Annotated in this window: 16 protein-coding genes; 10 read left to right on the forward strand and 6 right to left on the reverse strand. The window is 66.5% G+C overall.

Annotation, left to right across the window (positions count from 1 at the left end; genetic code table 11):
• Positions 1-14: 14 nt before the first annotated feature.
• Positions 15-557: a biliverdin-producing heme oxygenase gene (locus tag N5J29_RS01010; protein WP_239519791.1), complete on the reverse strand. Its 543-nt coding sequence runs from the start codon at positions 555-557 to the stop codon at positions 15-17.
• Positions 558-797: 240 nt separating this feature from the next.
• On the opposite strand from N5J29_RS01010, the gene N5J29_RS01015 reads away from it, so the two are divergent.
• Positions 798-1,052: a hypothetical protein gene (locus N5J29_RS01015; protein WP_181452142.1), complete on the forward strand. Its 255-nt coding sequence runs from the start codon at positions 798-800 to the stop codon at positions 1,050-1,052.
• A 13-nt stretch (positions 1,053-1,065) separates the two neighbouring features.
• On the opposite strand, the gene N5J29_RS01020 is transcribed toward N5J29_RS01015, so the two are convergent.
• The 3 genes from N5J29_RS01020 to N5J29_RS01030 form a co-directional block, all read right to left on the reverse strand.
• Positions 1,066-1,551 carry a TspO/MBR family protein gene (locus N5J29_RS01020; RefSeq protein ID WP_164152098.1) on the reverse strand — a complete coding sequence of 162 codons (486 nt, stop codon included), beginning with the start codon at positions 1,549-1,551 and terminating at the stop codon, positions 1,066-1,068.
• A 66-nt stretch (positions 1,552-1,617) separates the two neighbouring features.
• Positions 1,618-3,813 (reverse strand): hypothetical protein, encoded by a 2,196-nt coding sequence (locus N5J29_RS01025; protein WP_164152096.1) that lies wholly within the window; start codon positions 3,811-3,813, stop codon positions 1,618-1,620.
• A gap of 78 nt (positions 3,814-3,891) precedes the next feature.
• Positions 3,892-4,854: an alpha/beta hydrolase gene (locus N5J29_RS01030; RefSeq protein ID WP_164152094.1), complete on the reverse strand. Its 963-nt coding sequence runs from the start codon at positions 4,852-4,854 to the stop codon at positions 3,892-3,894.
• Between the two features lie 80 nt (positions 4,855-4,934).
• Here N5J29_RS01030 and N5J29_RS01035 point away from each other — a divergent pair, with 80 nt between their 5' ends.
• Positions 4,935-5,504 (forward strand): CGNR zinc finger domain-containing protein, encoded by a 570-nt coding sequence (locus N5J29_RS01035; RefSeq protein WP_164152092.1) that lies wholly within the window; start codon positions 4,935-4,937, stop codon positions 5,502-5,504.
• A 24-nt stretch (positions 5,505-5,528) separates the two neighbouring features.
• Here N5J29_RS01035 and N5J29_RS01040 read toward each other — a convergent pair whose 3' ends face one another.
• Positions 5,529-6,776, reverse strand: a complete 1,248-nt coding sequence (locus N5J29_RS01040) for an arsenic transporter (protein ID WP_164152090.1) — start codon at positions 6,774-6,776, stop codon at positions 5,529-5,531.
• 402 nt (positions 6,777-7,178) lie between these two features.
• Between N5J29_RS01040 and N5J29_RS01045 the strand changes: the two genes are divergently transcribed.
• The 8 genes from N5J29_RS01045 (at position 7,179) to N5J29_RS01080 (ending at position 20,861) form a co-directional block, all read left to right on the forward strand.
• Complete coding sequence (locus N5J29_RS01045) at positions 7,179-10,316, forward strand: TonB-dependent receptor (protein WP_164152089.1); 3,138 nt, start codon at positions 7,179-7,181, stop codon at positions 10,314-10,316.
• 137 nt (positions 10,317-10,453) lie between these two features.
• Positions 10,454-11,212: a SapC family protein gene (locus N5J29_RS01050; protein WP_164152087.1), complete on the forward strand. Its 759-nt coding sequence runs from the start codon at positions 10,454-10,456 to the stop codon at positions 11,210-11,212.
• A gap of 9 nt (positions 11,213-11,221) precedes the next feature.
• Positions 11,222-12,238, forward strand: a complete 1,017-nt coding sequence (locus tag N5J29_RS01055) for a cupin-like domain-containing protein (RefSeq protein ID WP_053518513.1) — start codon at positions 11,222-11,224, stop codon at positions 12,236-12,238.
• An 8-nt stretch (positions 12,239-12,246) separates the two neighbouring features.
• Positions 12,247-13,779: a tryptophan halogenase family protein gene (locus N5J29_RS01060; RefSeq protein ID WP_164152085.1), complete on the forward strand. Its 1,533-nt coding sequence runs from the start codon at positions 12,247-12,249 to the stop codon at positions 13,777-13,779.
• A gap of 197 nt (positions 13,780-13,976) precedes the next feature.
• On the forward strand, positions 13,977-15,470 hold the full coding sequence (gene xylB / locus N5J29_RS01065) for a xylulokinase (protein ID WP_164152083.1): 1,494 nt from the start codon (positions 13,977-13,979) through the stop codon (positions 15,468-15,470).
• Positions 15,471-15,516: 46 nt separating this feature from the next.
• Positions 15,517-16,851, forward strand: a complete 1,335-nt coding sequence (xylA, locus tag N5J29_RS01070) for a xylose isomerase (RefSeq protein WP_053518508.1) — start codon at positions 15,517-15,519, stop codon at positions 16,849-16,851.
• Between the two features lie 30 nt (positions 16,852-16,881).
• A complete protein-coding gene (locus N5J29_RS01075) occupies positions 16,882-18,306 on the forward strand; it encodes a sugar porter family MFS transporter (protein WP_180875208.1) in 1,425 nt (474 codons plus the stop codon).
• Between the two features lie 5 nt (positions 18,307-18,311).
• A complete protein-coding gene (locus N5J29_RS01080) occupies positions 18,312-20,861 on the forward strand; it encodes an exo 1,3/1,4-beta-D-glucan glucohydrolase (protein ID WP_164152079.1) in 2,550 nt (849 codons plus the stop codon).
• Between the two features lie 73 nt (positions 20,862-20,934).
• On the opposite strand, the gene N5J29_RS01085 is transcribed toward N5J29_RS01080, so the two are convergent.
• Positions 20,935-21,993, reverse strand: coding sequence for a LacI family DNA-binding transcriptional regulator (locus tag N5J29_RS01085; protein ID WP_053516379.1), 1,059 nt, complete (start codon positions 21,991-21,993; stop codon positions 20,935-20,937).
• Positions 21,994-22,046: the final 53 nt, after the last annotated feature.

The following is a 22,046-nucleotide window of genomic DNA, read 5'->3' on the forward strand; positions in this document are numbered from 1 at the left end:
ATGTGAATGCCTGTTCACGCATTGCTGAACACTTCAGCTGCGCAACGCCGCACGAATGCAAACGCCTGTTGAGCCGCGCTGCAGGCCTGCTGGCGTTGCTGCTGCGTGAGGGGTTCCGCATCCAGATGCGCGCGGGTGATCCGCCATTGCTCGGCCACGCCTGCAGGCGAAGGTGCAAGATGACGGGCGCCATGGCCGGCACCCAGCCCCAGCGCGGCGGCGTACTTGAGCAGGACAGCCGAACCCAGGGCAGAACCCTCGACGGTATACAGCCAACCCAATGCCGACGCACGGGATGCGTGCTGCAGCCTGGGACGCCAGGCATGCGCGCGTGGCAGCGGGGCGCCCATATCCAGCAGATCCTGTTCAACCAGCTGCAGTCGTGCCGTTGCCGGAAGCATCAGCCCGTCCATGTACAGCGGCGCGGCGGCGTGGTGGAAATGCCATTGGACCTGGAGAAAGCGCCCGTAGCGCAATGTGGATTCGAACAGGCGTTGCCCGATCAGGAACGCATCGAGGCTGCCGTGCATCGACCGCGTGGCGTCCCTCAGGTACACGCTCAACGGACTACCGGCAGACTGCTGGCAGCGGGCGGGTGGATCGGAGGACGGCAATGGACTGTGCATCTGCGGCACCCTAGCAGAATCGGTCCGCGGCCCGCACAAGATTTCGCGGTCACTGCATGTGCACTGCACACCCGCTGCACGCCGGTTTCCATAACGTACGCAGGACACTTCCACTGGCGCTCCGTCGTGAACCTGCACACACCCCCGAACACGTCCCACTCCATGCGCGCGATGCCGGACAGCTGCCAGTTCCAGCTGCTGGATGTGGATCTTCTGCAGGACCCCGGCACCCGCCGCATCGTTCACCTGTATTCCATGGTGGCACGCTGCCTGCGCTGCGAGACGGTGTTCAAGGCGGTGGAGGGGCAGGGCCTGGTCAGTATGTCGGCCATCCGCGTGCTGCGCTGCCCGACCGGCTGCGGGCAGCAGTCGCTGAAGGGCGCGACCCTGCGCAGCTGGCAGCCTGCGCCTGAAGCAACCGCCTGAAGCGCGCACCGCCTTACAGGGCCCCGGGGTTGGCCTGCCACACCGCGTAGTTGAGTACGGCGGCGAACCCTACCCACAGCAGATAGGGCAGTAGCAGGGTCGCCGCCAGCGTCCGGACGCGCGCGAAGGCAATCACGGTGGCGATGATGAGCGCCAGCAGGGCCAGGATATCCACGAAGGCGAGCGCACCCTGTTTCCATCCAAAGAACAGCCAGCTCCATGCGGTGTTGGCTGCCAGCTGCACGACGTAGAGCGCCAATGCCACCGTGTTGGGGCGCCGTTCCTTCTCGCGCCAGACCAGCCACGCGGCCACTGCCATCAGCGCGTACAACACCGTCCAGACCGGTCCGAACAGCCCGGCGGGAGGCGCCCACGCGGGCAGCGACAGGGTGGAGTAGAAGTCCGATGCCGAGATCGAGGCCCGTGCGCCAAGCGCCGCTGCCACGAAGGTCAGCGTAAGCCAGCCGGCCAGTCCAAGGGCCTGCGTTGTTCGTTTCATCGGGCATCCTCGCGTGGGTCTCGAACCAATACGAACGAGTGGCACGTTTGGATGCAGCGCCGGCCGTCAGTCCCCAGGCGCTTGTTGCGCAGGTGCCGCCGAGGCGGGCAGCAGGGAGGGGCGCTCATCAAACCACTCGCGGGCCTTTGCCAGGTGCCAGCGGCGCTGCTCGCCGTCGAGCTCGAGGCCGGCCCCGAGCACGCCCCAGCGCAGATAGAGATCGCCGCGCTTGTGCTGACCGGGAAGATCGAGGCGGGCGCGGACGGACCACCGGTCATTCTCCGCAGTCAGCTCGTCCAGGGTGAGATGCCCCGGCCGCCAGCGCAGTGCGGTCTGCGCATCGACCTGGCCAGCGTCGAGCAGCGACAGCACCCAGCGCGGATAGTCGCCGCGCTCGGCAAACACCGCCAGCAGGGGCGAGGCGTCGCTCATTGCCACGGCGCCACGTGCGTCCACCTGGAACGGCGACTGTGCATCGATGCGCCCGGACTGGATGTCGATACGTCCGCGCCACGGCGTCTTGCGTGCGACACCGGCCATCTGGATGTTGCGCAGCTCGACGGTGCTGCCGGAGACGTCGAAATGGCGGTCAGTGAAGTTGCCGCGGCGCAGGGCTGCATCCAGCTGCACGTCGCCGGCCAGTGACAGCCCGGCGACCTGCGCACGTGCCTGCCGGCCCAGCAGGCGGGCGCTGCCCTGGCCGATGCGACCATTGGTGTCCAGCCGCATCTCGCCGCTCACCTGGCCGGTGCCGCCGAGCAGCCGTACCTGGTCCGTGCCCAGATAGCGGTTGTAGGCCGCCAGGTCCGGAATGGTGGCGTCACTGAAACGCAGGTGCGCGCGCACACCGTTGCGCAGCTCGCGGATACGGCCGTCACCGCTCAGCGTCACCTGCAGATCGCGGCCATCGAACAGCCGTGTGCGCGGCGCGTCCGTCGGGTTGGCAGTGAAGCGGGGCAGGCGTACCGACAGCTCGGCGCGGGTGGGCGATCCGTCCTTGAGCTCACCATGCGCGCTGGCCGTGCCCGCCATCGTCACGCCGGCAATACCGGCAACCGCTTTGGCGGAGGGAATGTCGACCGTGCTGCCCGCCACCAGTTCACCGTTGCGGAGCTTCAGATCCGCCTGCAGGACGCCGCCGCCATCGAGCTGCAGCCAGGGTTTGCGAACGAACAGCGCGGGGATCCAGTTGAGCGAGGTGAAGGTCCACTCGCCGCGCACCGTTCCCGAGGTCCGTTCGATCAACTGGTCGATCTGGCGGAAAGGAATCTCACGGCCAGCAATCCGCAGATCGGCGTCCAGCGCTGCGCCCGTTCCTTCCTTGGGAGGCAGCCGGGCCTGCAGCCGAATGTCGTCGGCGGTGTTGAGCTGCAGGGCCAGAACGCCACGGCCGGGAGCGCCGTCACCGAGCAGCAGGGGCACGTGCCACAGCGCGTGGCTGCCGGGCTGCAGGCGTCCATGGTCCATGCGGATGTCCATCTGCAGTCGCCCCGGCACCGGGGCACTGGCGATCCGCGGCTGCGCCAGGCCGGTATCCAGGCGCAGCCCCTGGCTTCGTGCGTTGACCTTGAGCGCAGCCCGCAACAGGCCCAGTTTGGCCAGGCCGGGCGCCTGGTCGCGGAAATGGCGGGGATAGCTGAAGCGGGACGTGAGTTCTGTGTCCCCCAGCAGCTGGACGCCGTCATAACTGACGTCGGCGGCATCGAAGCGGACCTGGGAATCGAACAGTTCCGACGGACCGCCGCGCAGTTGCTTGAGGAAACCGACCGTTCCGGCTCCCTTGCCGATGATCAGCAGCTTGCCCAGCCGGGCACTGCGGATGCTGTCGCTATGGATGGCGTTGAAGCGCAGCGTCCACCCGCGGGTGCCGCGGGGGGGCGAGGGGACGACCTGATCGACGCGACTGACGTCGGCCGAAACACCGGTCGCCTGCAGCCGCGGCACCCGGACTTCGCGCCGGAACAGGGGGAGGAGGGCAAGGCGCGCACTGGCACGTTCCGCATGCAGCACATAGACCGTGTGGTTGACGTGGCCGCGCATGTGCACGTTCCAGGCGATCACGTGGCCCGGCACCAGTGTGATCGCCGGGCCCGTGGTCATCACGAACTTCTGCGGCTTGCGGTTGGTGACGTTGTCGAACAGCGGCGTGTTGAGGAAGACGTTGCCCGCCAACAGATAGGCTGCGTAGAGGCCGAGCAGGATGTAGAGCGCTGTGCGCCACCGGCGAGGCAACTGCTTGAGGTGCGCGCGGACTGCTGCCATGAACGCTCAACATGATGACGAACTCCGGCCACTATGGCCGAGTACCGTGGTTCACCATGTGAAGTGGCCGACGGCGCATCAGTCGCGGATGTCCCTCTGCGCAGCTTCGCCGACGTGGCGGTCGAGGAACTGGCGGACGACGGGGATGATCTGCGCGGCGTGCGTTTCCAGTGCGAAGTGCCCGGTGTCGTAGAAGTGGATTTCCGCCGTGGGGATGTCGCGTTTCCAGGCTTCGGCGCCAGCAGGCAGGAAGTAGGGGTCGTTGCGTCCCCACACTGCCAGCAGTGGCGGTTGATGATCGCGGAAGTAGGCCTGGAAGACGGGGTACATCGCCACGTTGGAGGCATAGTCCAGCAGCAGATCCAGCTGGATATCCGCGTTCCCCGGCGAGGTGACCTGCAGCCCCTCCAGTGTGTATCCGTCGGGCGCGACCGTGCTCGGGTCCTTCACGCCCTCCAGGTACTGCCATTTGATCGAGGCCGGCGTCGGGAAGTCGGCCAGCGCCAGGCGGTTGGCTGCGGTCGGCTGCCGCCAGTAGGTCCGGATCGGGTCCCAACCCTTGGCCAGGCCCTGTTCGTAGGCGTTTCCGTTCTGGGAGATCAGTGCCGTGATCTTCTCCGGGTGCGCCACGGCCAGGCGCCAGCCGACGGGAGCCCCGTAGTCGTGCACCATCAGCGCATAGCGATCCAGCTTCAGCTGCTGGGTGAAATGATCGATGGTGGTGGTCAGGTTGTCGAAGGTGTAGGCGTAAGCGCCACGCGCCGGCGCCCGGGTGTGACCGAACGAGGGCAGGTCCGGCGCGATCACGTGGTAGCGGTCGGCAAGCGCACTGATGACGTCGCGGTACATGTACGACGATGCGGCAAATCCATGCAGGAGCAGCACGGTGGGGGCGGTTCGTGGCCCGGCTTCGCGATAGAAGACCTGCACATCGCCGACCTGCTCGTAGCGGTAGTGGATCTGGGCGTCAGCCGCATCGACGTCGCCAGTCAGCGCGGCGGCCACTAGTCCCAGAGAGGCCAGTGCGTGTTTCGTACCCATGGCGTGTAACCTGTTTGGAGTGTTTTTGAAGGTTACGGATGGCCGTGGTAACCTGTCAACAATTATTTGAGCGGTTACACATGCGCGACGTACACCCGGCCCCTCCGCTGTTCGTGGGCAATGACCTCGCCCTGGACTTCATCAACACCTGCTACGGGCCGCCGGGCGCGCCCGAGGAGGTACTGGTCGATGACGCATCGGTGCTCCGCTGGCTGGCTTCAGCCGGCGTGCTTGCAGACGCGGTTCCGGTCGCGCCGGGCCTGCTGGCACTGGCCATCGCGCTTCGGCAGGAGGCGTGCGACGCATTGACGGCTGCGCGCACCGGCGTACCTTTCCAGACCCCCGTGGTGAACCGGATCCTGGAAGAAGGGCGCCCGGTGCTGCGGCTCGAGGCGGCATCTGGCCTTCCCCGGCTCCTGCAGCAGCGCCGTGACGGCAGTGCCGGGAGCCTGCTCGAACCCGTGGCCGCGGCCTTCGCGCGGCTGCTGTCGGAGGGGGATCTGGCGCATGTCCGCAAGTGCGAAGCACACGACTGCACGCTTCTTTTCCACGACACCACCAAATCCAGACGGCGGCGCTGGTGCAGCATGGCCCAGTGCGGAAACCGCATGAAGGTGGCGGCGTTCCGCTCGCGCAGGCAGCCGGACTGAACGCGATACCGGGCCCGCGATGGCTCAGAGCAGCAGCAATGCCCCGATCAGCGCCGGCGGCATCACCAGTACGCCGATGCGCAGGAAGTCGAGCCCGCTGACATGTTCGCCTTCGCGACGCAGGGCCACCAACCACAGCAGGGTCGCCAGCGAACCGGTCACCGACAGGTTCGGGCCGAGGTCCACACCGATCAGCAGTGCGGCGCGCGTCTGCGCCGGCAGGTCGGCCATCTGCCCCAGTGAGCCTGCGGCCAGACCCACCGGCAGATTGTTGGCGAGGTTGCTGAGCAGAGCTGCGGCCGAACCGGCCAGCCACCCGGCCTGCTGCGGTGAGGTGCGGGCAAGGGACTCCAGCGCACTGGCCGCCAGCTGTATCACGCCGGTCTGTGCCACGCCTTCGACCAGCACGAACAGACCTGCCACCAACGGCAGCACGCCCCAGGACACGTTGCGCAGCAGCGGCAGCGGACTCTGGCGCTGGCGAAGGGCGACGGCGACGACGCTCGCGCTGCCTGCGCAGAAGGTCACCAGACCCAGCGGGCCGTTCAACGCCGACGTCACCAGCAGCGCTGTGCCGGTGAACAGCACGCCGTAAGCCCCCAGGCGACCGCCGGCAGACAGCGGGCGATGTTCCGGCGCCGGGGCCAGTGGCTGCGCGATCTCGCGGCGGTGCACCCAGCGCAGGACCAGGTAGGTCGCACCGATCGCCGCCAGCGACGGCAAGGCGAACTGCGCCAGCCACTGCTGCAGCGGTGGCATGTGCCTGCCATACACCACCAGGTTGGCCGGATTGGAGATGGGCAGCACGAAGCTTGCCGCATTGGCGATGAACGCACAGACGAACAGGTAGGGCAGGGGATTGGCACGGGCCGCCCTGCAGGCGGCATAGACCGCAGGGGTCAGCACGACCGCGGTCGCGTCGTTGGAGAGGAATACCGTCACCAGCGTGCCGACCAGGAATACCAGGTCGAACAGCCGCCGCCCGGAGCCACCCGCATGCCGAACTGCGTACAGCGCCAGCCAGTCGAACAGGCCTTCCCGCCGCCCGAGTTCTGCCAGGACCATCATCCCCACCAGGAACAGATAGACATCACCGCCTTCGGCGACCGCGCCCAGTACCGTGCCGAGCTGCATCACACCGGTCAGCGGCAGCAGTGCCGCCGCCGCGACGGCCCAGACGTATTCGGGCAGGCGGAAAGGACGGAACAGCAGACCCACGGTGGCGAGCGCCACCGCCGTCCAGATGATGGCGGAAGAGTAGGAAGCGAGCATGGGGAGGGGGAGCAGGAAACGCGGCATCATACCGTGTGGCTGGCACCGCGGCCGCGTGTGCCATGCGCACAAGAGGACTGTCGCAGGAATGCTTTGCTGCGCTGCACGGTGACAAGCGGGAACCGGGGTGATTAGTCTGCGCGTCAACGCGATGGTAGCGCTACCAACAGATTCGGGGTTTTGGGTCCAGGGGCTGCCTTCTTTACCGCGTGTTCGTCCTGGCAGGCTTGAAAGCGAGTTTGAGTCGCGGTGCGTCCGGCGCCCGCGATGTTCGGTTTGGAATACGGGCCTCGCCCGTGCGTGCCCCTGGGAGGGGGCGGTACATCCATTCGATCGTATGTCATAGGGGACTTTCATGAGCGCTCGCAGTTTCCGTGCTACTCCAGACCCGAGGACCCGTCCATGAGCCGGACCTTGGCGAAGTTCCGCTCCAGGGCCATGTTCACGTTCGTCGGCGGCGTCCTGGTGATCAATCCCGCCTTCGCACAGGAGGCCTCCACGACCACCGCACAACCGCCGGCGGCGCAGACGCAGTCCACGCAGCCCACTCAGCTGGACGCGGTGCAGGTGACCGGCATCCGCAACAGCCTCAGCCAGGCCATGGACATCAAGCGTGATTCGGCCGGCGTGGTGGACGCGATCAGTGCCGAGGACATCGGCAAGTTCCCCGATACCAATCTGGCGGAGTCGCTGCAGCGCATCACCGGCATCTCCATCGAACGCCGTGACGGCGAAGGTGCACAGGTCACTGCACGCGGCTTCGGTCCGCAGTTCAACATGGTCACCCTCAACGGCCGACAAATGCCCGGTGCCGATGCATTCGGTGCGTCCGGGCAGGTTGCCATCGGTGGCGTCGACGGCGGTACCCGCGCCTTCAACTTCGCGCAGCTGGCGGCCGAGGCCATCAATGGCATCGAGGTCTACAAGACCAGCCAGGCGCAGGTACCCAGCGGCGGCATCGGCGCGACGATCAACATCCTGACGGCGCGGCCGCTGGATCACGAGGGCATCATCGCCAATGCCGGCGCGAAGCTCGTCTCGGACCGCAGCCAGCCGTTCGACAATGATCTGACGCCGGAGCTGTCGGGCATCTTCAGTTACAGCAACCCGGAAAAGACCTTCGGTGTCAGCCTCAGCGCGAGCCAGCAGAAGCGCAAGGGCGGCTCGGTGCAGGCCACGGAGAACTACTGGAACGTACAGCCGTGGACGGGTTCGATGCCTGGCAACCCGACGGTGGTCAACGCGCCGGAGATCGGCCAGCTCTATGCACGCCCGAACGACCTGCGCTATGCATTCTCCGAGTTCGAGCGGGAACGCGTGAATGGCCAGGCCGTGCTGCAGTTCGCGCCCACGGACAGCCTGACCTTGACCGTGGACTACACCTACTCGACCAACGAGATCACCGAGAATCGTGGCGAGCAGGGCATGTGGCTGCAGAACAGCAACTACACCAACGTCCAGTTCGATACCAGCGGTGCAGTAGCCACTCCCGTCTACATCCGTGAGATCGCCGGCACCAAGGATTTCGGGTTGGAGCAGCAGCGCAGCATGCAGGAGTACAAGCTGGGATCGCTTGGCTTCAATGCCGTGTGGAATGTCACCGACCGCTTCAAGCTGAGCTTCGATGCACACAATTCGAAGAACGAGAGCCGTCCGAATGATCCGCTCACCGGCGGCGGCTCGATCTTCATGAGCATTGCCGGCACCAACAACTGTACCCGTGGCCCCCATTGCGGTGGCTCCTGGGTGCAGGAACTGGAGTTCAACAATGGTCTGCCGGTCGGCACCCAGACCTGGTATCCCAGCACGGCAGATGCGATCGCCGGCACCAACGGCGTGGTCAACCCGGGCTTCCAGGAGGGCGAGATCGGCACCCAGGTGCTGCGTGTCAACGCACAGTCGCAGGTGAGCGAGATCAAGCAGGCCCGCGTGGACGGCGAATGGAACTTCGACCAGGGGCGGTTCCAGTTCGGTGTGGACACCAACAAGTCGACCACGCACCGCATCCAGGCAGCCGAGGCCTACTCGACCCTGGGCGACTGGGGCGTGGCCAACGTGAACCGCGATACCGATGCCGGGCTCATGGATCTGCTGCGTCCGGTCAACATCGTCGGCCTGTTCGACGACTACAGCGCCAGCAGCTGGCCCGCATGGCGCGGCAACGCCGGCCAGCTCGCACAGTGGGCGGCGGACGAATATGGCGTGGGACTGGGAGTCAGCCCGCAACGCGCGGCCGACAACTTCGTGGAAGAGAAGACCAAGGCGGCCTACTTCCAGGTGGAACTGGATGGCCAGCTGGGCAGCATGCGCACCAATACCCGGCTGGGCGTGCGCTACGAAACCACCGACGTGGTCTCGACCTCGGTCATCGCCGTTCCCGAGTCCATCGAGTGGCAGGCCAACAACGATTTCCGCATCGTGCTGTCCGACGAGCAGCAGCCCTTCACCGAGAAGGCAAGGTACAGCTACATCCTGCCCAATCTCGATTTCAGCATCGATTTCACCGATGAGCTGAAAGGCCGTGCCTCGTTCGGCAAGAGCATCGCCCGCGCGCCCTACGGCAATCTCTATGCGGGCCCGGGCGCACAGCAGCCGTTCGGATCGGTGCTCATCGATCCGTCGTCGCGCGCCAGCGGCAACGCGCAGAATCCCAGCCTGAAGCCGCTGGAATCGGACAACCTCGACCTCGGGCTGGAGTGGTATTTCGCCGACGCCAGCTATGTGTCGTTGACCTACTGGAACAAGTCGGTCGACAACTTCATCGGCAATACCGTTGTCCAGGAGAGCCTGTACGGGCTGACCGATCCCACGTCCGGCCCGGATGCGCGTGCGGCTCTGGACTTCCTCACCAGTGCAGCCTGCGTCTCCCAGGTCGGTGCCGCCAATGCGGCCGCCTGCTCGGCCAACGACACCTCGCTGTTCACCGCGCTGGCGTTGCTGCGCAACAACCCCGCCGGACTGGCGGCCTACAACGGAACCGACGCGCAGGTGCTGGCCACCGAAGCGGCCTACGATCTGTATGGCCAGGCGGACGATCCGCTGTACCAGTTCAATGTCAACCGCCCGATCAACCAGAACAAGTCCAAGCTGCACGGCTGGGAGCTCGGCGGGCAGTACTTCTTCGGCGACACCGGTTTCGGCGTGCTGGCCAACTACACGATCGTCAGCGGCGACGTCGGCTACAACAATGGCGGCGATCCGGGCATCGACCAGTTCTCGCTCACCGGTCTGAGTGATACCGCCAACGCCATGCTCATGTACGAGAAGTACGGCTGGTCGGTCCGCCTGGCGTGGAACTGGCGCGACCAGTACCTGATCCTGGCCAACCAGGGCGCCAGCCGCAATCCCTACTATGTGGAGGCTTACGAGCAGTGGGATCTGAGCGTGAACTACACGCTGGACGACCACTGGTCGTTCGGACTGGAAGCGATCAACCTGACTGGCGAGGACGTACGCTGGCGCTCGCGCACGTCGCAGATGATCGTGAAGCTGGCTGACCAGAGCCCACGCTACATGCTGGGTGTCCGCTACAAGTTCTGAGTCTGGCGACGGACCCGCCCGGCACGGTACCGTTGTCCCGGCAACGGTACCGCGCGGGCCTGTCCTGACGCAGCACCTGTCGCACGTGCCGGCGGTACCCTGCCGGCCACTGGCCCCGCACCGGACTGGACACCCTGATGGCCCGCTATGAAATGCTCAACAACATCGCCCATCGGGACCTGAGGGTCGCCACCGGCTTCGGCCCCGAGTTCGGCGACGCCGTGGGCATGGTGCCGGCCTATCCCAGCGAGTTCGCCGAACTGCAGCGGGAATATCCCATCTTTCTGCGCAAACAGGCCGGATCGGGCGAATGGCAGGCCGTCGCCCTGCTCGGGTTTGAACAGCACGAGAACCTGTTCCTGCAGGACGGCCGCTGGAACGCCTCCTATCTTCCTGGAGCCGCAGCGAAGGGGCCGTTCCTGATCGGATTCCAGGAGCATTACGTCGACGGTGTGCTCACCCGTGAGGCGGTGATGCATGTCGATCTGGACCATCCCCGGGTCAGCACCGAGGCCGGCGAGCCGTTGTTCCTGCCGCAGGGTGGCAACACCCCCTACCTGGACCACATCGCCGGCGTGCTGCGTGGCATCCATGATGGCAGCGCGTTCGGCGCCGCGATGTTTGCAATGCTCGAGGAAAGCGGATTGATCCAGCCGATCACGCTCGACGTGCAGATCACGCAGCATCACCGGGTGAGCGTGAACGGATTGCACGGCATCGACCGTGAGCGCCTGGCCCTGCTGGACGACGCGACGCTGGCCGCGCTGAATCGCGCTGGCTGCCTTGAGGGCGCCTACCTGATGCTGGCGTCGCTGCACAACATGCGCCGCCTGATCGCCGAGAAGCAGCGGCGCCTGCGCGCGCAAGAAGCAGCAGCGTCCACGGCCAGGAACTGAGGGCGGGCGATGGGGGCTGCGATGCGGATACTGGAGGGCATCGATCCTGCTGCGCTGCCTCTGGCCTCGCTGGTCGAGGCCGGAGAGCCGGTAGTGCTGCGAGGCATTGCGTCAAACTGGCCGCTGGTCGAGGCTGGACAGCGCTCCACGCTGGACGCGCTGGCCTACCTGGGCGGCGTCGACGCGGGCGTGCCCATCCAGTACTCGTTCGGCGGGCCGGACATCGACGGGCGCCCGTTCTACACCGCCGACTTCAGCCGGCTGAACTTCGAGGTCCGTCGGGCATCGCTCAGCGAGGTGCTGGACGGGATCGCCTCGACGCTGCATGAGCCAAGACCGCCCACCTACTACGTGGCGTCGCTGCCGGTGGAGCGGGCATTGCTGCCGGCATTCGCACAGGCCAACCAGGCAGGGTTGGCAGGGCAGGGCATCGACGCGTTGGCCAGCATCTGGATCGGCAACCGCGTCACCGCATCGTGCCATTTCGATACCCCCGACAACCTTGCGTGCTGCGCGGTGGGCCGACGCGAGTTCACGCTGTTCCCGCCCGAACAGATCGACAATCTCTACCCAGGCCCGCTGGATCCCACGCCAGGCGGCCAGGTGGTGAGCGTGGTGGACTTCGAACGTCCCGACTTCGACCGGTATCCCCGCTTCAGGGAGGCCCTGGCGAGTGCACGCAGCGCAGTGCTGGAGCCAGGGGATGCCATCTTCATTCCCAGCATGTGGTGGCACCATGTGCGCAGCCTGGCGCCGTTCAATGTGCTGGTGAACTACTGGTGGCGTAGCTCGCCGGCCTTCCTCGGCTCGCCCCTGCCGGCGCTGCACCATGCGATGTGGGCCCTGCGCGATCTGCCCGCGCGTGAAAAGAAGGCGTGGGAAGCGCTCTTCCAGTATTACGTATTCGGCCCCGGCGCGCGCGCGGGGCAGCACCTGCCCGACGATGCGCGGGGGGATCTTGCACCGTTCGACGAGCAGCGCGCGCGCCGCATGCGCGCGATGCTGCTGGGCAGACTCAACCGCTGAGGGGCACCGTGATCGATACCGCGAGCACAGCAGAAGGGCGCATCCGCAAGGTGGTCATTGCCGGCGGTGGCACCGCCGGTTGGCTGGCCGGATGTGCGCTGTCCCATCAATTCCGCGACCAGCTGGACATCACCCTGGTCGAGTCCGAGCAGATCGGTACGGTCGGTGTCGGCGAGTCCACCGTACCGCCCATCCGCACTTTCCATCACTTTCTGCAGATCGACGAGCAGGAGTTCCTGCGCGCGGTGGCCGGCACGTTCAAGCTGTCGATCTCGTTCGAGAACTGGCGCCTGCCGGGCGAGCGCTTCTTCCATCCGTTCGGCACCATCGGACATGGCACCTGGGCCACGCCGTTCCACCATTTCTGGCTGGACAGCCTCCGCCGCGGGATGCCATCGGATCTGGGCGATTTCTGCCTGGAGAGCGTCGCCTCGCGCGACGACCGCTTCTCGCTGCAGACCCAGCCGCAGCCCAGCTACGCCTATCACTTCGATGCCGGTCTCTACGCCCGGTTCCTGCGCCGCAGAGCCGAGGCGCACGGCCTGCGACGGGTGGAGGGCAGGATCGCCGAGGTCAGACAGCATGCGCATGATGGTTCGGTGCAGTCGCTGGTGCTGGACGACGGGCAGGTCATCGAGGGCGATCTGTTCATCGACTGCACCGGCTTCCGTGGCCTTCTGATCGAGCAGACATTGAAGACCGGCTATGAGGACTGGCACGAATGGCTGCCGTGCGATCGTGCCGTCGCGGTACAGACCGAATCAATCGCGCCGCCGGTGCCGTACACCCGGGCCATCGCCCATGAAGCCGGATGGCGTTGGCATATCGCGCTGCAGCACCGCGTCGGATGCGGGCTGGTCTATTCCAGCCGGCACATGTCCGATGATGAGGCGAGGGCGAAGCTGCTGCGCGACGTGGGCGCACCGCCGCTGCGCGAACCCTGGCAGGTGCCCTTCCGCAGTGGACGCCGTCTGCAGGCCTGGAACAGGAATGTGGTGGCGCTGGGGCTGGCCAGTGGCTTCATCGAACCGTTGGAATCCACCAGCATCCATCTGACGATCAGCGCCGTGGTGCGGCTGATCCAGTTGTTTCCGTTCGATGGGATCGCGGCCTCACTGGTGCAGCTCTACAACGAGGTCAGTCGCCAGGAGATGGAACACGTGCGCGATTTCATCATCCTGCATTACCACGCCACCCAGCGCGAAGAGCCTTTGTGGAAGGCGTGCCGCGAGATGGCGGTGCCCGAGTCGTTGCAGCAGCGGCTGCGCGCCTGGCGTGAGCGCGCGCACGCGTGGCAGGACCCCGGCGAGCTGTTCCGGGTCGAGTCGTGGACCAGTGTGCTGCTTGGCCAGGGCATCCAACCGGGCCGCCCGCACCCGCTTGCGCGGGCACTGAGTGACGCCGACCTGCGCACGCTGCTGAAACGCATCCAGCAGCCGGTGCGGCAGGCGGCCACGCAGATGCCATCGCAGGCGGAATTCATCGACCGCTATTGCCGGTCGGGCCCCGAGGTATGGCACGCGAACAGGGCGGCGTCGTAACAGGTCTGCCTGCAGATGCCGCGACGGCGAGCAGGGTTTTGCGTTGCAGCACGCTTTTTCCGCCGCGGCTGGTTACAGTGCGGCATCACGGCGGGCGGCACGCACGCCGTGCAAACGAGGAGGCAGTGCAACAAGGCCTCCTTTTTTGAATGTCAGACATGGTAGCGCTAACTTTTCGGTGTTCGGAGGCGGTTTCGATGGGTCTGGTTGCCGGTGTCGACGCAGGAACGCAGAGTTTGAAGGTGCTGGTCTACGACCCGGAGGCGCGTGCCGTTGTCGCCCGCACCAGCGCGGCGCTGGAGATGAGCAGCGCCGCCGATGGCAGCCGGGAACAGGTGCCGGCCGACTGGGTGGCAGCGCTGCGCACCTGCTTCGACGGGATTGATCCATCGCTCCGGTCACGCATTGCAGGTTTGGCCGTATCGGGCCAGCAGCACGGCTTCGTGCCGCTGGATGCGGCGGGCGACGTGCTGGCGCCGGCCAAGCTCTGGTGCGATACCAGCACGTCGGCCGAATGCACCCGGATCATGGATGCCGCCGGCGGAATCGACCGGACCATCGCGCTGGCCGGCAATCCGATCCTTGCCGGCTATACGGCCTCCAAGCTGCCGTGGACGAAGACGCATCGCCCGGCAGCCTATGCGCGGCTGGCGACCATCCTGCTGCCGCACGACTATCTCAATTTCGTGTTGACCGGGCAGCGGTTCTGCGAGCACGGAGATGCCTCCGGCACGGGCTGGCTCGATGTGCGCACGCGCACGTGGTCGCAGGCGCTGCTGCGCGCCACGGATCCGGACCGCGATCTTGCCGCCTGCCTTCCCCCCATCGCCCCACCTGATGCGTTGTTCGATATCGACCGCGCGGCTGCCAGCATGCTCGGACTGCCGGTGACGGTGAAGGTGGCGGTCGGCGGTGGCGACAACATGATGGCGGCCATCGGCACCGGCTGCGTCACGGAAGGCCGCCTGGCGATGAGCCTGGGAACGTCGGGCACGTTGTTTGCCTACTCCGATTCACCGGTGATCGATCCGGACGGGGCCTGGGCCGCCTTCTGCTCTTCCACCGGCGGCTGGCTGCCGCTGATCTGCACGATGAACTGCACCGTCGTGACCGAGCAGGTGGCGAGTACCTTCGGTTTCAGTACGCGTGACGGCGATGCCCACCTCGACGCGACGTCGCCCGGCGCTGGCGGATTGGTCATGCTGCCGTTCCTCAATGGCGAGCGCACCCCCGACCTGCCGCTGGGCAAGGGCGTGCTGGCCGGCCTGGACACCCACAACTTCACGCCGGCGCACATCTACCGCGCTGCCATGGAAGGGGCGACCTACAGCCTGAAGTTCGGCTACGACGCGTTCAGGCGCGCCGGCATGCAGTTCGACCGCATCGTGCTTACCGGGGGTGGCAGCAACAGTGCCGCGTGGCGGCAGCTGGTGGCCGATGTGTTCGGACTGCCGGTCGACGTGCCGGTGCAGGCCGAAGGCGCGGCATTCGGTGCGGCGCTGCAGGCCCTGTGGGCCATCGGGCGGTCGCAGGGTGATGCCGCGCCGATCAGCGAGGTCACCGCGCAGCATGTCAGCGTGGACCCGGCACTGTCCGCGCGTCCGGATTCCGGCCGCAGTGCGGCCTATGCCTCCGCCTATTCGCGTTTTCTCCGCCATCTCGAGGCCGTCACGCCGCTGCAGCGCGGCTGAGGTCCGCCTCCCTCCAACATCCCGCACAACGACAGGAGCACGTACCATGACCACGCAGCCCTTCATCGGCGCCAAAGAGTACTTCCCGGGCGTCGGCCGCATTCCGTTCGAGGGCAGGGACTCGGACAATCCGCTCGCCTTCAAGGTCTACGACGCGAACCGGGTCATCGGCGGCAAGACCATGCAGGAGCACCTGCGCTTCGCCGTGTGCTACTGGCACACCTTCTGCAACGCCGGCCACGATCCGTTCGGACCGGGAACCCGGCAGTTTCCGTGGGAGGCCGGCTCGCCGCTGGCCACTGCAGAGGCGAAGGTCGATGCAGCCTTCGAGTTCTTCACCAAGCTGGGCGTGCCGTACTGGTGCTTCCATGACATCGACCTGGCGCCGGATGCAGACGACATTGGCCAGTACCAGAAGAATCTCACGCACATGGTGCGCCTGGCCAAGGCCCGCCAGGACGCCACCGGGGTCAAGCTGCTGTGGGGTACGGCCAATCTGTTCTCGCACCCGCGCTACATGAACGGCGCATCGACCAATCCTGATTTCGCCGTGGTTGCCCGTGCCGCGGTGCAGGTGAAGGCCGCGCTGGATGCCACCGTCGAGCTGGGGGGCGAGCACTACGTGTTCTGGGGTGGGCGCGAAGGCTACGCGTCGCTGGCCAATACGCAGATGAAGCGCGAGATCGAGCATTTCGCGCGGTTCCTGACGATGGCCCGCGACTACGGCCGCAGCATCGGCCTGAAAGGCAACTTCCTCATCGAGCCCAAGCCGATGGAGCCGATGAAGCACCAGTACGATTTCGACAGCGCGACCGTGGTGGGCTTCCTGAAGGAGCACGGGCTGGACAAGGACTTCAAGCTCAACATCGAAGCGAACCACGCCACGCTCTCGGGGCACACCTTCGAGCATGACCTGCAGGTGGCCTCCGACCATGGCCTGCTTGGCAGCATCGATGCCAACCGTGGCAATGCGCAGAACGGGTGGGACACCGATCAGTTCCCGAGCGATCTGTACGACACCGTAGGCGCGATGCTGGTCGTGCTGCGGCAGGGTGGCCTGGAGGGCGGGCTGAATTTCGACGCCAAGGTGCGCCGGGAGTCGACTGACCTGGAAGACCTGTTCATTGCCCACATCGGCGGCATGGACGCGTTCGCACGAGGTCTGGAAGTGGCACACGCACTGCTCACCGAGTCGCCGTGGGAGCAGTGGCGCAGGGAGCGCTACGCCAGCTTCGACACGGGGGCCGGCAAGGATTTCGAGCGCGGCACGCTGAGCCTTGCCGACCTGGCCACGCTGGCCGCCGATATCGGCGAGCCGCGCCAGACCAGCGGCAAGCAGGAACGCTACGAGAACCTGCTCAACCAGTATCTGCTGCGCTGAGCACGGCAGCGTCAAGGCGGCAATGGAGCGATCGAGGGGATGTCGATGAACCAGGCAGCAGATGGCGGAGAGAACACACGGCTGATCGTTCTGATCAGCGTGGTGGCAACGATTGGCGGGTTCCTGTTCGGGTTTGACAGTGGCGTCATCAACGGCACCCAGGACGGCCTGCACCAGGCGTTCCGCTCCGGGGAATGGATGCAGGGCTTCGAGATCGCCTCGATGTTGCTGGGCTGCGCCGTGGGCGCCTTCAGCGCCGGCAGGTTGGCCGACCGGCTGGGGCGGCGCAACGTGCTGATCCTGTCGGCGGTGATGTTCCTGCTGTCGGCGCTGGGGGCCGGCGCTGCGGGTTCTTCCGCGTGGTTCATCGTCGCGCGGGTGATAGGGGGATTTGCAGTCGGCGCGGCGAGCGTGATTTCACCGGCCTACATCGCCGAGGTGGCACCCGCCCGTTACCGTGGCCGACTGGCTACGGTGCAGCAGATCGCGATCATCAGCGGGCTGACCGCAGCGTTCCTGTCCAACTACCTGCTGGCCGCCGCCGCCGGGGCATCGACGGAGCCTCTGTGGGCAGGGCAGGCCGCCTGGCGCTGGATGTTCTGGATGCAGGCGGTGCCCTCGCTGGTGTTCCTGCTGCTGTTGCTGACCATCCCCGAGAGCCCCCGCTACCTGGTGGTGAAGCGGCGCAAGGAGGACGCACTGCGGGTTCTCACCCGGCTGCTGGGCCGCGACAAGGCACAGCTCACGCTCGACGAGATCGAGGCCTCCCTGTCCACCGACCATCATCGTCCGCGGCTGTCCGACCTGAGGAGCAGGGCGACCGGGCGGATCCGTCCCATCGTCTGGGTGGGTGTCGGCCTGGCCTGTTTCCAGCAGCTGGTCGGCATCAACGTGGTCTTCTACTACGGCGCCGTGCTGTGGCAGGCGGTCGGGTTCTCGGAGAACGACGCGCTGCTGATCAATGTGCTGTCCGGCGCACTGAGCATCGGCGCATGCCTCGTCACCGTGCTGCTGATCGACCGTATCGGTCGCAAGCCGCTGCTGTGGATCGGCTCGGTGGGCATGTCCGTCTCCCTGGCGCTGGTGGTGGTGGCCTTCGCCAGCGGCTCGCTGGCCGACGGGCACCTGCAGCTGCCGGGCCGCATGGGCACCCTGGCGCTGGTCGCCGCCAATGCCTACGTCGTGTTCTTCAATCTGTCCTGGGGACCGGTGATGTGGGTGATGCTGGGCGAGATGTTCCCCAACCAGATCCGGGGCTCGGCACTGGCCGTCGCCGGTGCAGCGCAGTGGACGTCGAACTTCGCGGTCACGGTGACGTTTCCGATGCTGCTGGCCGCGGCCGGGCTGGCGGCAACCTACAGCATCTACCTGGTGGCCGCGGTGGTCTCGGTCGTGTTCGTGCTGCGCCATGTGCACGAGACCAAGGGCAAGGAACTGGAGCAGATGGAAGGATGAGCGCCATGACATCGCAGGATTCCATGCGCCGTGCCGGCGCGCTGATCGCCGGACTGATGCTGGCGCTGGTCGGTTGCAAGGGGGGAGACCGGCCAGCGCAGGCCACCGCTACCGAGGCTGATCCATGGCCACAGGTGGCCTGGCCCCTGGCCGAGGATGCCGCACTGGAGAAACGCATCACCGACCTGATGGCCGGCATGACCGTGGAGGAAAAGGTCGGCCAGCTGGTGCAGGGAGACATCGCCAGCATCACCCCCGACGACGTGCGCAGATACCGGCTCGGCTCGATCCTGGCCGGAGGCAACTCCGATCCTGGCGGTCGCTACGATGCATCGCCCGCCGAGTGGCTGGCGCTGGCGGACGCGTTCTACGACGCCTCCATGGACACCTCGCAGGGTGGAAAGGCAATTCCGCTGCTGTTCGGCATCGACGCGGTGCACGGGCAGAGCAACATCATCGGCGCCACGCTGTTCCCACACAACATCGGGCTCGGCGCTGCTCGCAATCCCGAGCTGCTGCGCAGGATCGGCGAGATCACCGCGCTGGAGACACGCGTCACCGGCATGGAATGGACGTTCGCGCCAACGGTCGCGGTTCCGCAGGATGACCGCTGGGGGCGCACCTACGAGGGCTATTCGGAGTCTCCCACCGTAGTGGCCAGTTATGCGGGTGCCATGGTGGAGGGCCTGCAGGGCAGGATAGGGTCGCCTGACTTTCTTGATGGCCGCCATGTGATCGCGTCGGTGAAGCACTTCCTGGGCGATGGTGGCACGACCGGCGGGAAGGACCAGGGCGACACCCGCATCAGCGAGGCCGAGCTCGTGCGCATCCATGCGGCCGGCTATCCGCCGGCGATCGCTGCCGGAGCACAGACCGCCATGGCGTCGTTCAACAGCGTCAACGGCGAGAAGATGCACGGCCACCGGCACTACCTCACCGACGTGCTGAAAGGGCGGATGAACTTCGGCGGCTTCGTGGTCGGCGACTGGAATGGCCATGGACAGATCAAGGGCTGCACGACCACCGACTGTCCCGCCACCATCAATGCGGGCCTGGACATGGCCATGGCGTCGGACAGCTGGAAGGGCTTCTACGAAACCACCCTGGCAGCCGTGAAGGACGGCAGGATCACTGCTGAGCGGCTGGATGATGCGGTGCGCAGGATCCTGCGGGTGAAGTTCCGCCTGGGCCTGTTCGAGGCGGGCAGGCCTTCCACCCGGGCGGTCGGCGGCCAGTTCGCGCTGATCGGCGCCCCTGAGCATCGCGCGGTGGCGCGGCAGGCGGTGCGCGAGTCGCTGGTGCTGCTGAAGAACCAGAACGGCATCCTGCCGCTGTCGCCAAGGCAGCGGATCCTCGTGGCCGGCGACGGTGCCGATGATGTCGGCAAGCAGGCCGGCGGCTGGACGCTGAACTGGCAGGGCACCGGCACCACCCGCAAGGACTTCCCCAATGCGGATACGATCTTCGAGGGCATTGCGCAGCAGGCCAGGGCCGCGGATGGCGAGGCCACGCTTGCCATCGATGGCAGATACACAGTGAAGCCGGATGTGGCGGTGGTGGTGTTCGGTGAAGATCCGTATGCCGAGTTCCAGGGCGACCTGCCCACGCTGGCCTACAAGCCCGGCGATGAAACGGACCTGGGATTGATTCGCCGGCTCAAGGAAGACGGCATTCCAGTGGTGGCGGTCTTCCTGAGCGGGCGACCTCTCTGGGTGAACCGGGAAATCAATGCCGCGGACGCCTTCGTGGCGGCGTGGCTGCCGGGATCGGAAGGCGGTGGCGTTGCCGACGTACTGCTGCGTGGTCCGGATGGCCGCATGCAGCACGACTTCAAGGGCAGACTCAGCTTCAGCTGGCCACGTACGGCCACGCAGTACGCCAACAACGTCGGCCAGAAGGACTACGCCCCGCTGTTCCCGTTCGGCTTCGGTCTGAGCTATGCCGACAAGGGCGATCTGGCGGCACTGCCGGAAGTTTCGGGCGTCACCGGCAACGAGGGGGCAACCGGTGTCTTCTTTGCCCGCGGCGATGCAGGTGCCGGCATGGCGCTGCGGCTGGAGGATGGTGCCGGGCAGGGCATGACCGTGATCAGCGTGCCGGATGCACTGGCAGATGACCGTCTGAAGATCACCGGTGTGGACCATCTGGCCCAGGAGGACGGCCGGCGTCTTGCCTGGTCGGGTCAGGGGGAAGCTGTGGCCGCACTGCAGTCGCACACGCCGCTGGACCTGCAGCGGGAAGCCAACGGTGATCTGATGCTGTTGACCACGCTGCGTGTCGACGTGGCACCACGTGGCGAGGCGTGGCTGGCGGTGGGCTGTGGTGCCGGGTGCTCGGCCCGCATCGCCATCGGGCCCACGCTGGCGGCGCTTCCGGTCGGCCAGTGGACGCGCGTGGGCATTCCCCTGAAATGCCTGGCTGCGGCCGGAGCGAAGGTGGGTGCGCTGGATCGGCCGTGGTCGGTGGGGACGGCTGATGCAATGACGATCTCCGTGTCCCGCGTGGCGCTGGGCGCGCTGAACGAAGCCGAGACCACCCTCGGATGCGGTGCGTGATGGCATCCTGCCTGAAGGCCAGCGCGCTGGACACAGGCACCGTGCGGGTGCCGGCATGACACGGGCCTGTGCGCTACCGGTGCGTGGGCGGGGCCGCCACCGAATCGCGTGCGATCAGGCGATGCGGCACGACATGATCCCGCAGTACGGGGGCGTTTCCGGCCGGGCGACGGATGGTGCGCAGCAGGATATCGATGGCAGCATTGGCCATCGAGGCGATCGGCTGATGGATCGTCGTCAGTTCCGGCCACACGGTGGTCGCGGCCGATGTGTCATCGAAGCCCACCACCGACAGGTCGCGGGGGACCTCCAGGCCGCGTCGGTGCGCCACGGAGATGGCGGCTGCCGCCATGTCATCGTTGCTGGCGAAGATGGCCGTCGGTGGCCGACGCTGGGACAGCAGCTTCTCGGCGGCGGCCAGTCCGGACCGGTAGGTGTAGTCGCCGTGCTGGACCAGGCCGGGTTCCACCGACAGTCCGGCTTCCTGCAACGCGGTGACGAAACCATCGTAGCGACGCGCACTCGCGCTCAGATCCCGGCGCCCGCGGATGAAGCCGATGCGGCTGTGGCCCTGCCGGATCAGGTGCTCGGTCATTTCCTTGCCTGCGTTGAAGTCGTCGATGCGGACGCAGGACAGGGCCTCGCTCAGGCGCCCCGATGCGATGGCCACCACCGGGATGCCGGCCTTCACCAGTTCACTCACGGCCGCCTGCGATTCGCACAGCGGCGGCGGCAGGATCACCCCGTCGACGCGGCTGGCCAGGGCACGCGCTGCCGTGCGCTCGGACTCATCGTCAAGGTTGTCCCAGTAGTCGATGACCAGTTGGATGGCAGAGCTGGACGCGACGCGCAGCAGCCCGACCAGCAGTTCGCGCAGGTAGGCACCGCTGGGATTGGTATAGATCAACGCAATGCGCGTGTGCTGCGCAGCGGCCAGCGAACTGGCCGCCAGATTGGGCGTATAGCCCAGCTCACGCACGGCACGCATCACCCGCTCGCGGGTGACGTCCCGCACCTTGCCCTGGTTGATCACCCGCGACACGGTCATCGGCGAAACGCCGGCAAGGGCCGCAACCTCGTCGATCGTCACGCCCGCGGTTCTGCGGCGAACCGATTTCTTCGGCTTGTCCAATGCACGATCCCTTTGTTCTTGGTGGCGTTGCCGCGCAGGTGCGAGGGCAGATG

This window comes from Stenotrophomonas sp. GD03680, assembly GCF_029844625.1.
In the GTDB taxonomy this organism is placed as follows: Bacteria; Pseudomonadota; Gammaproteobacteria; order Xanthomonadales; family Xanthomonadaceae; genus Stenotrophomonas; species Stenotrophomonas maltophilia_P.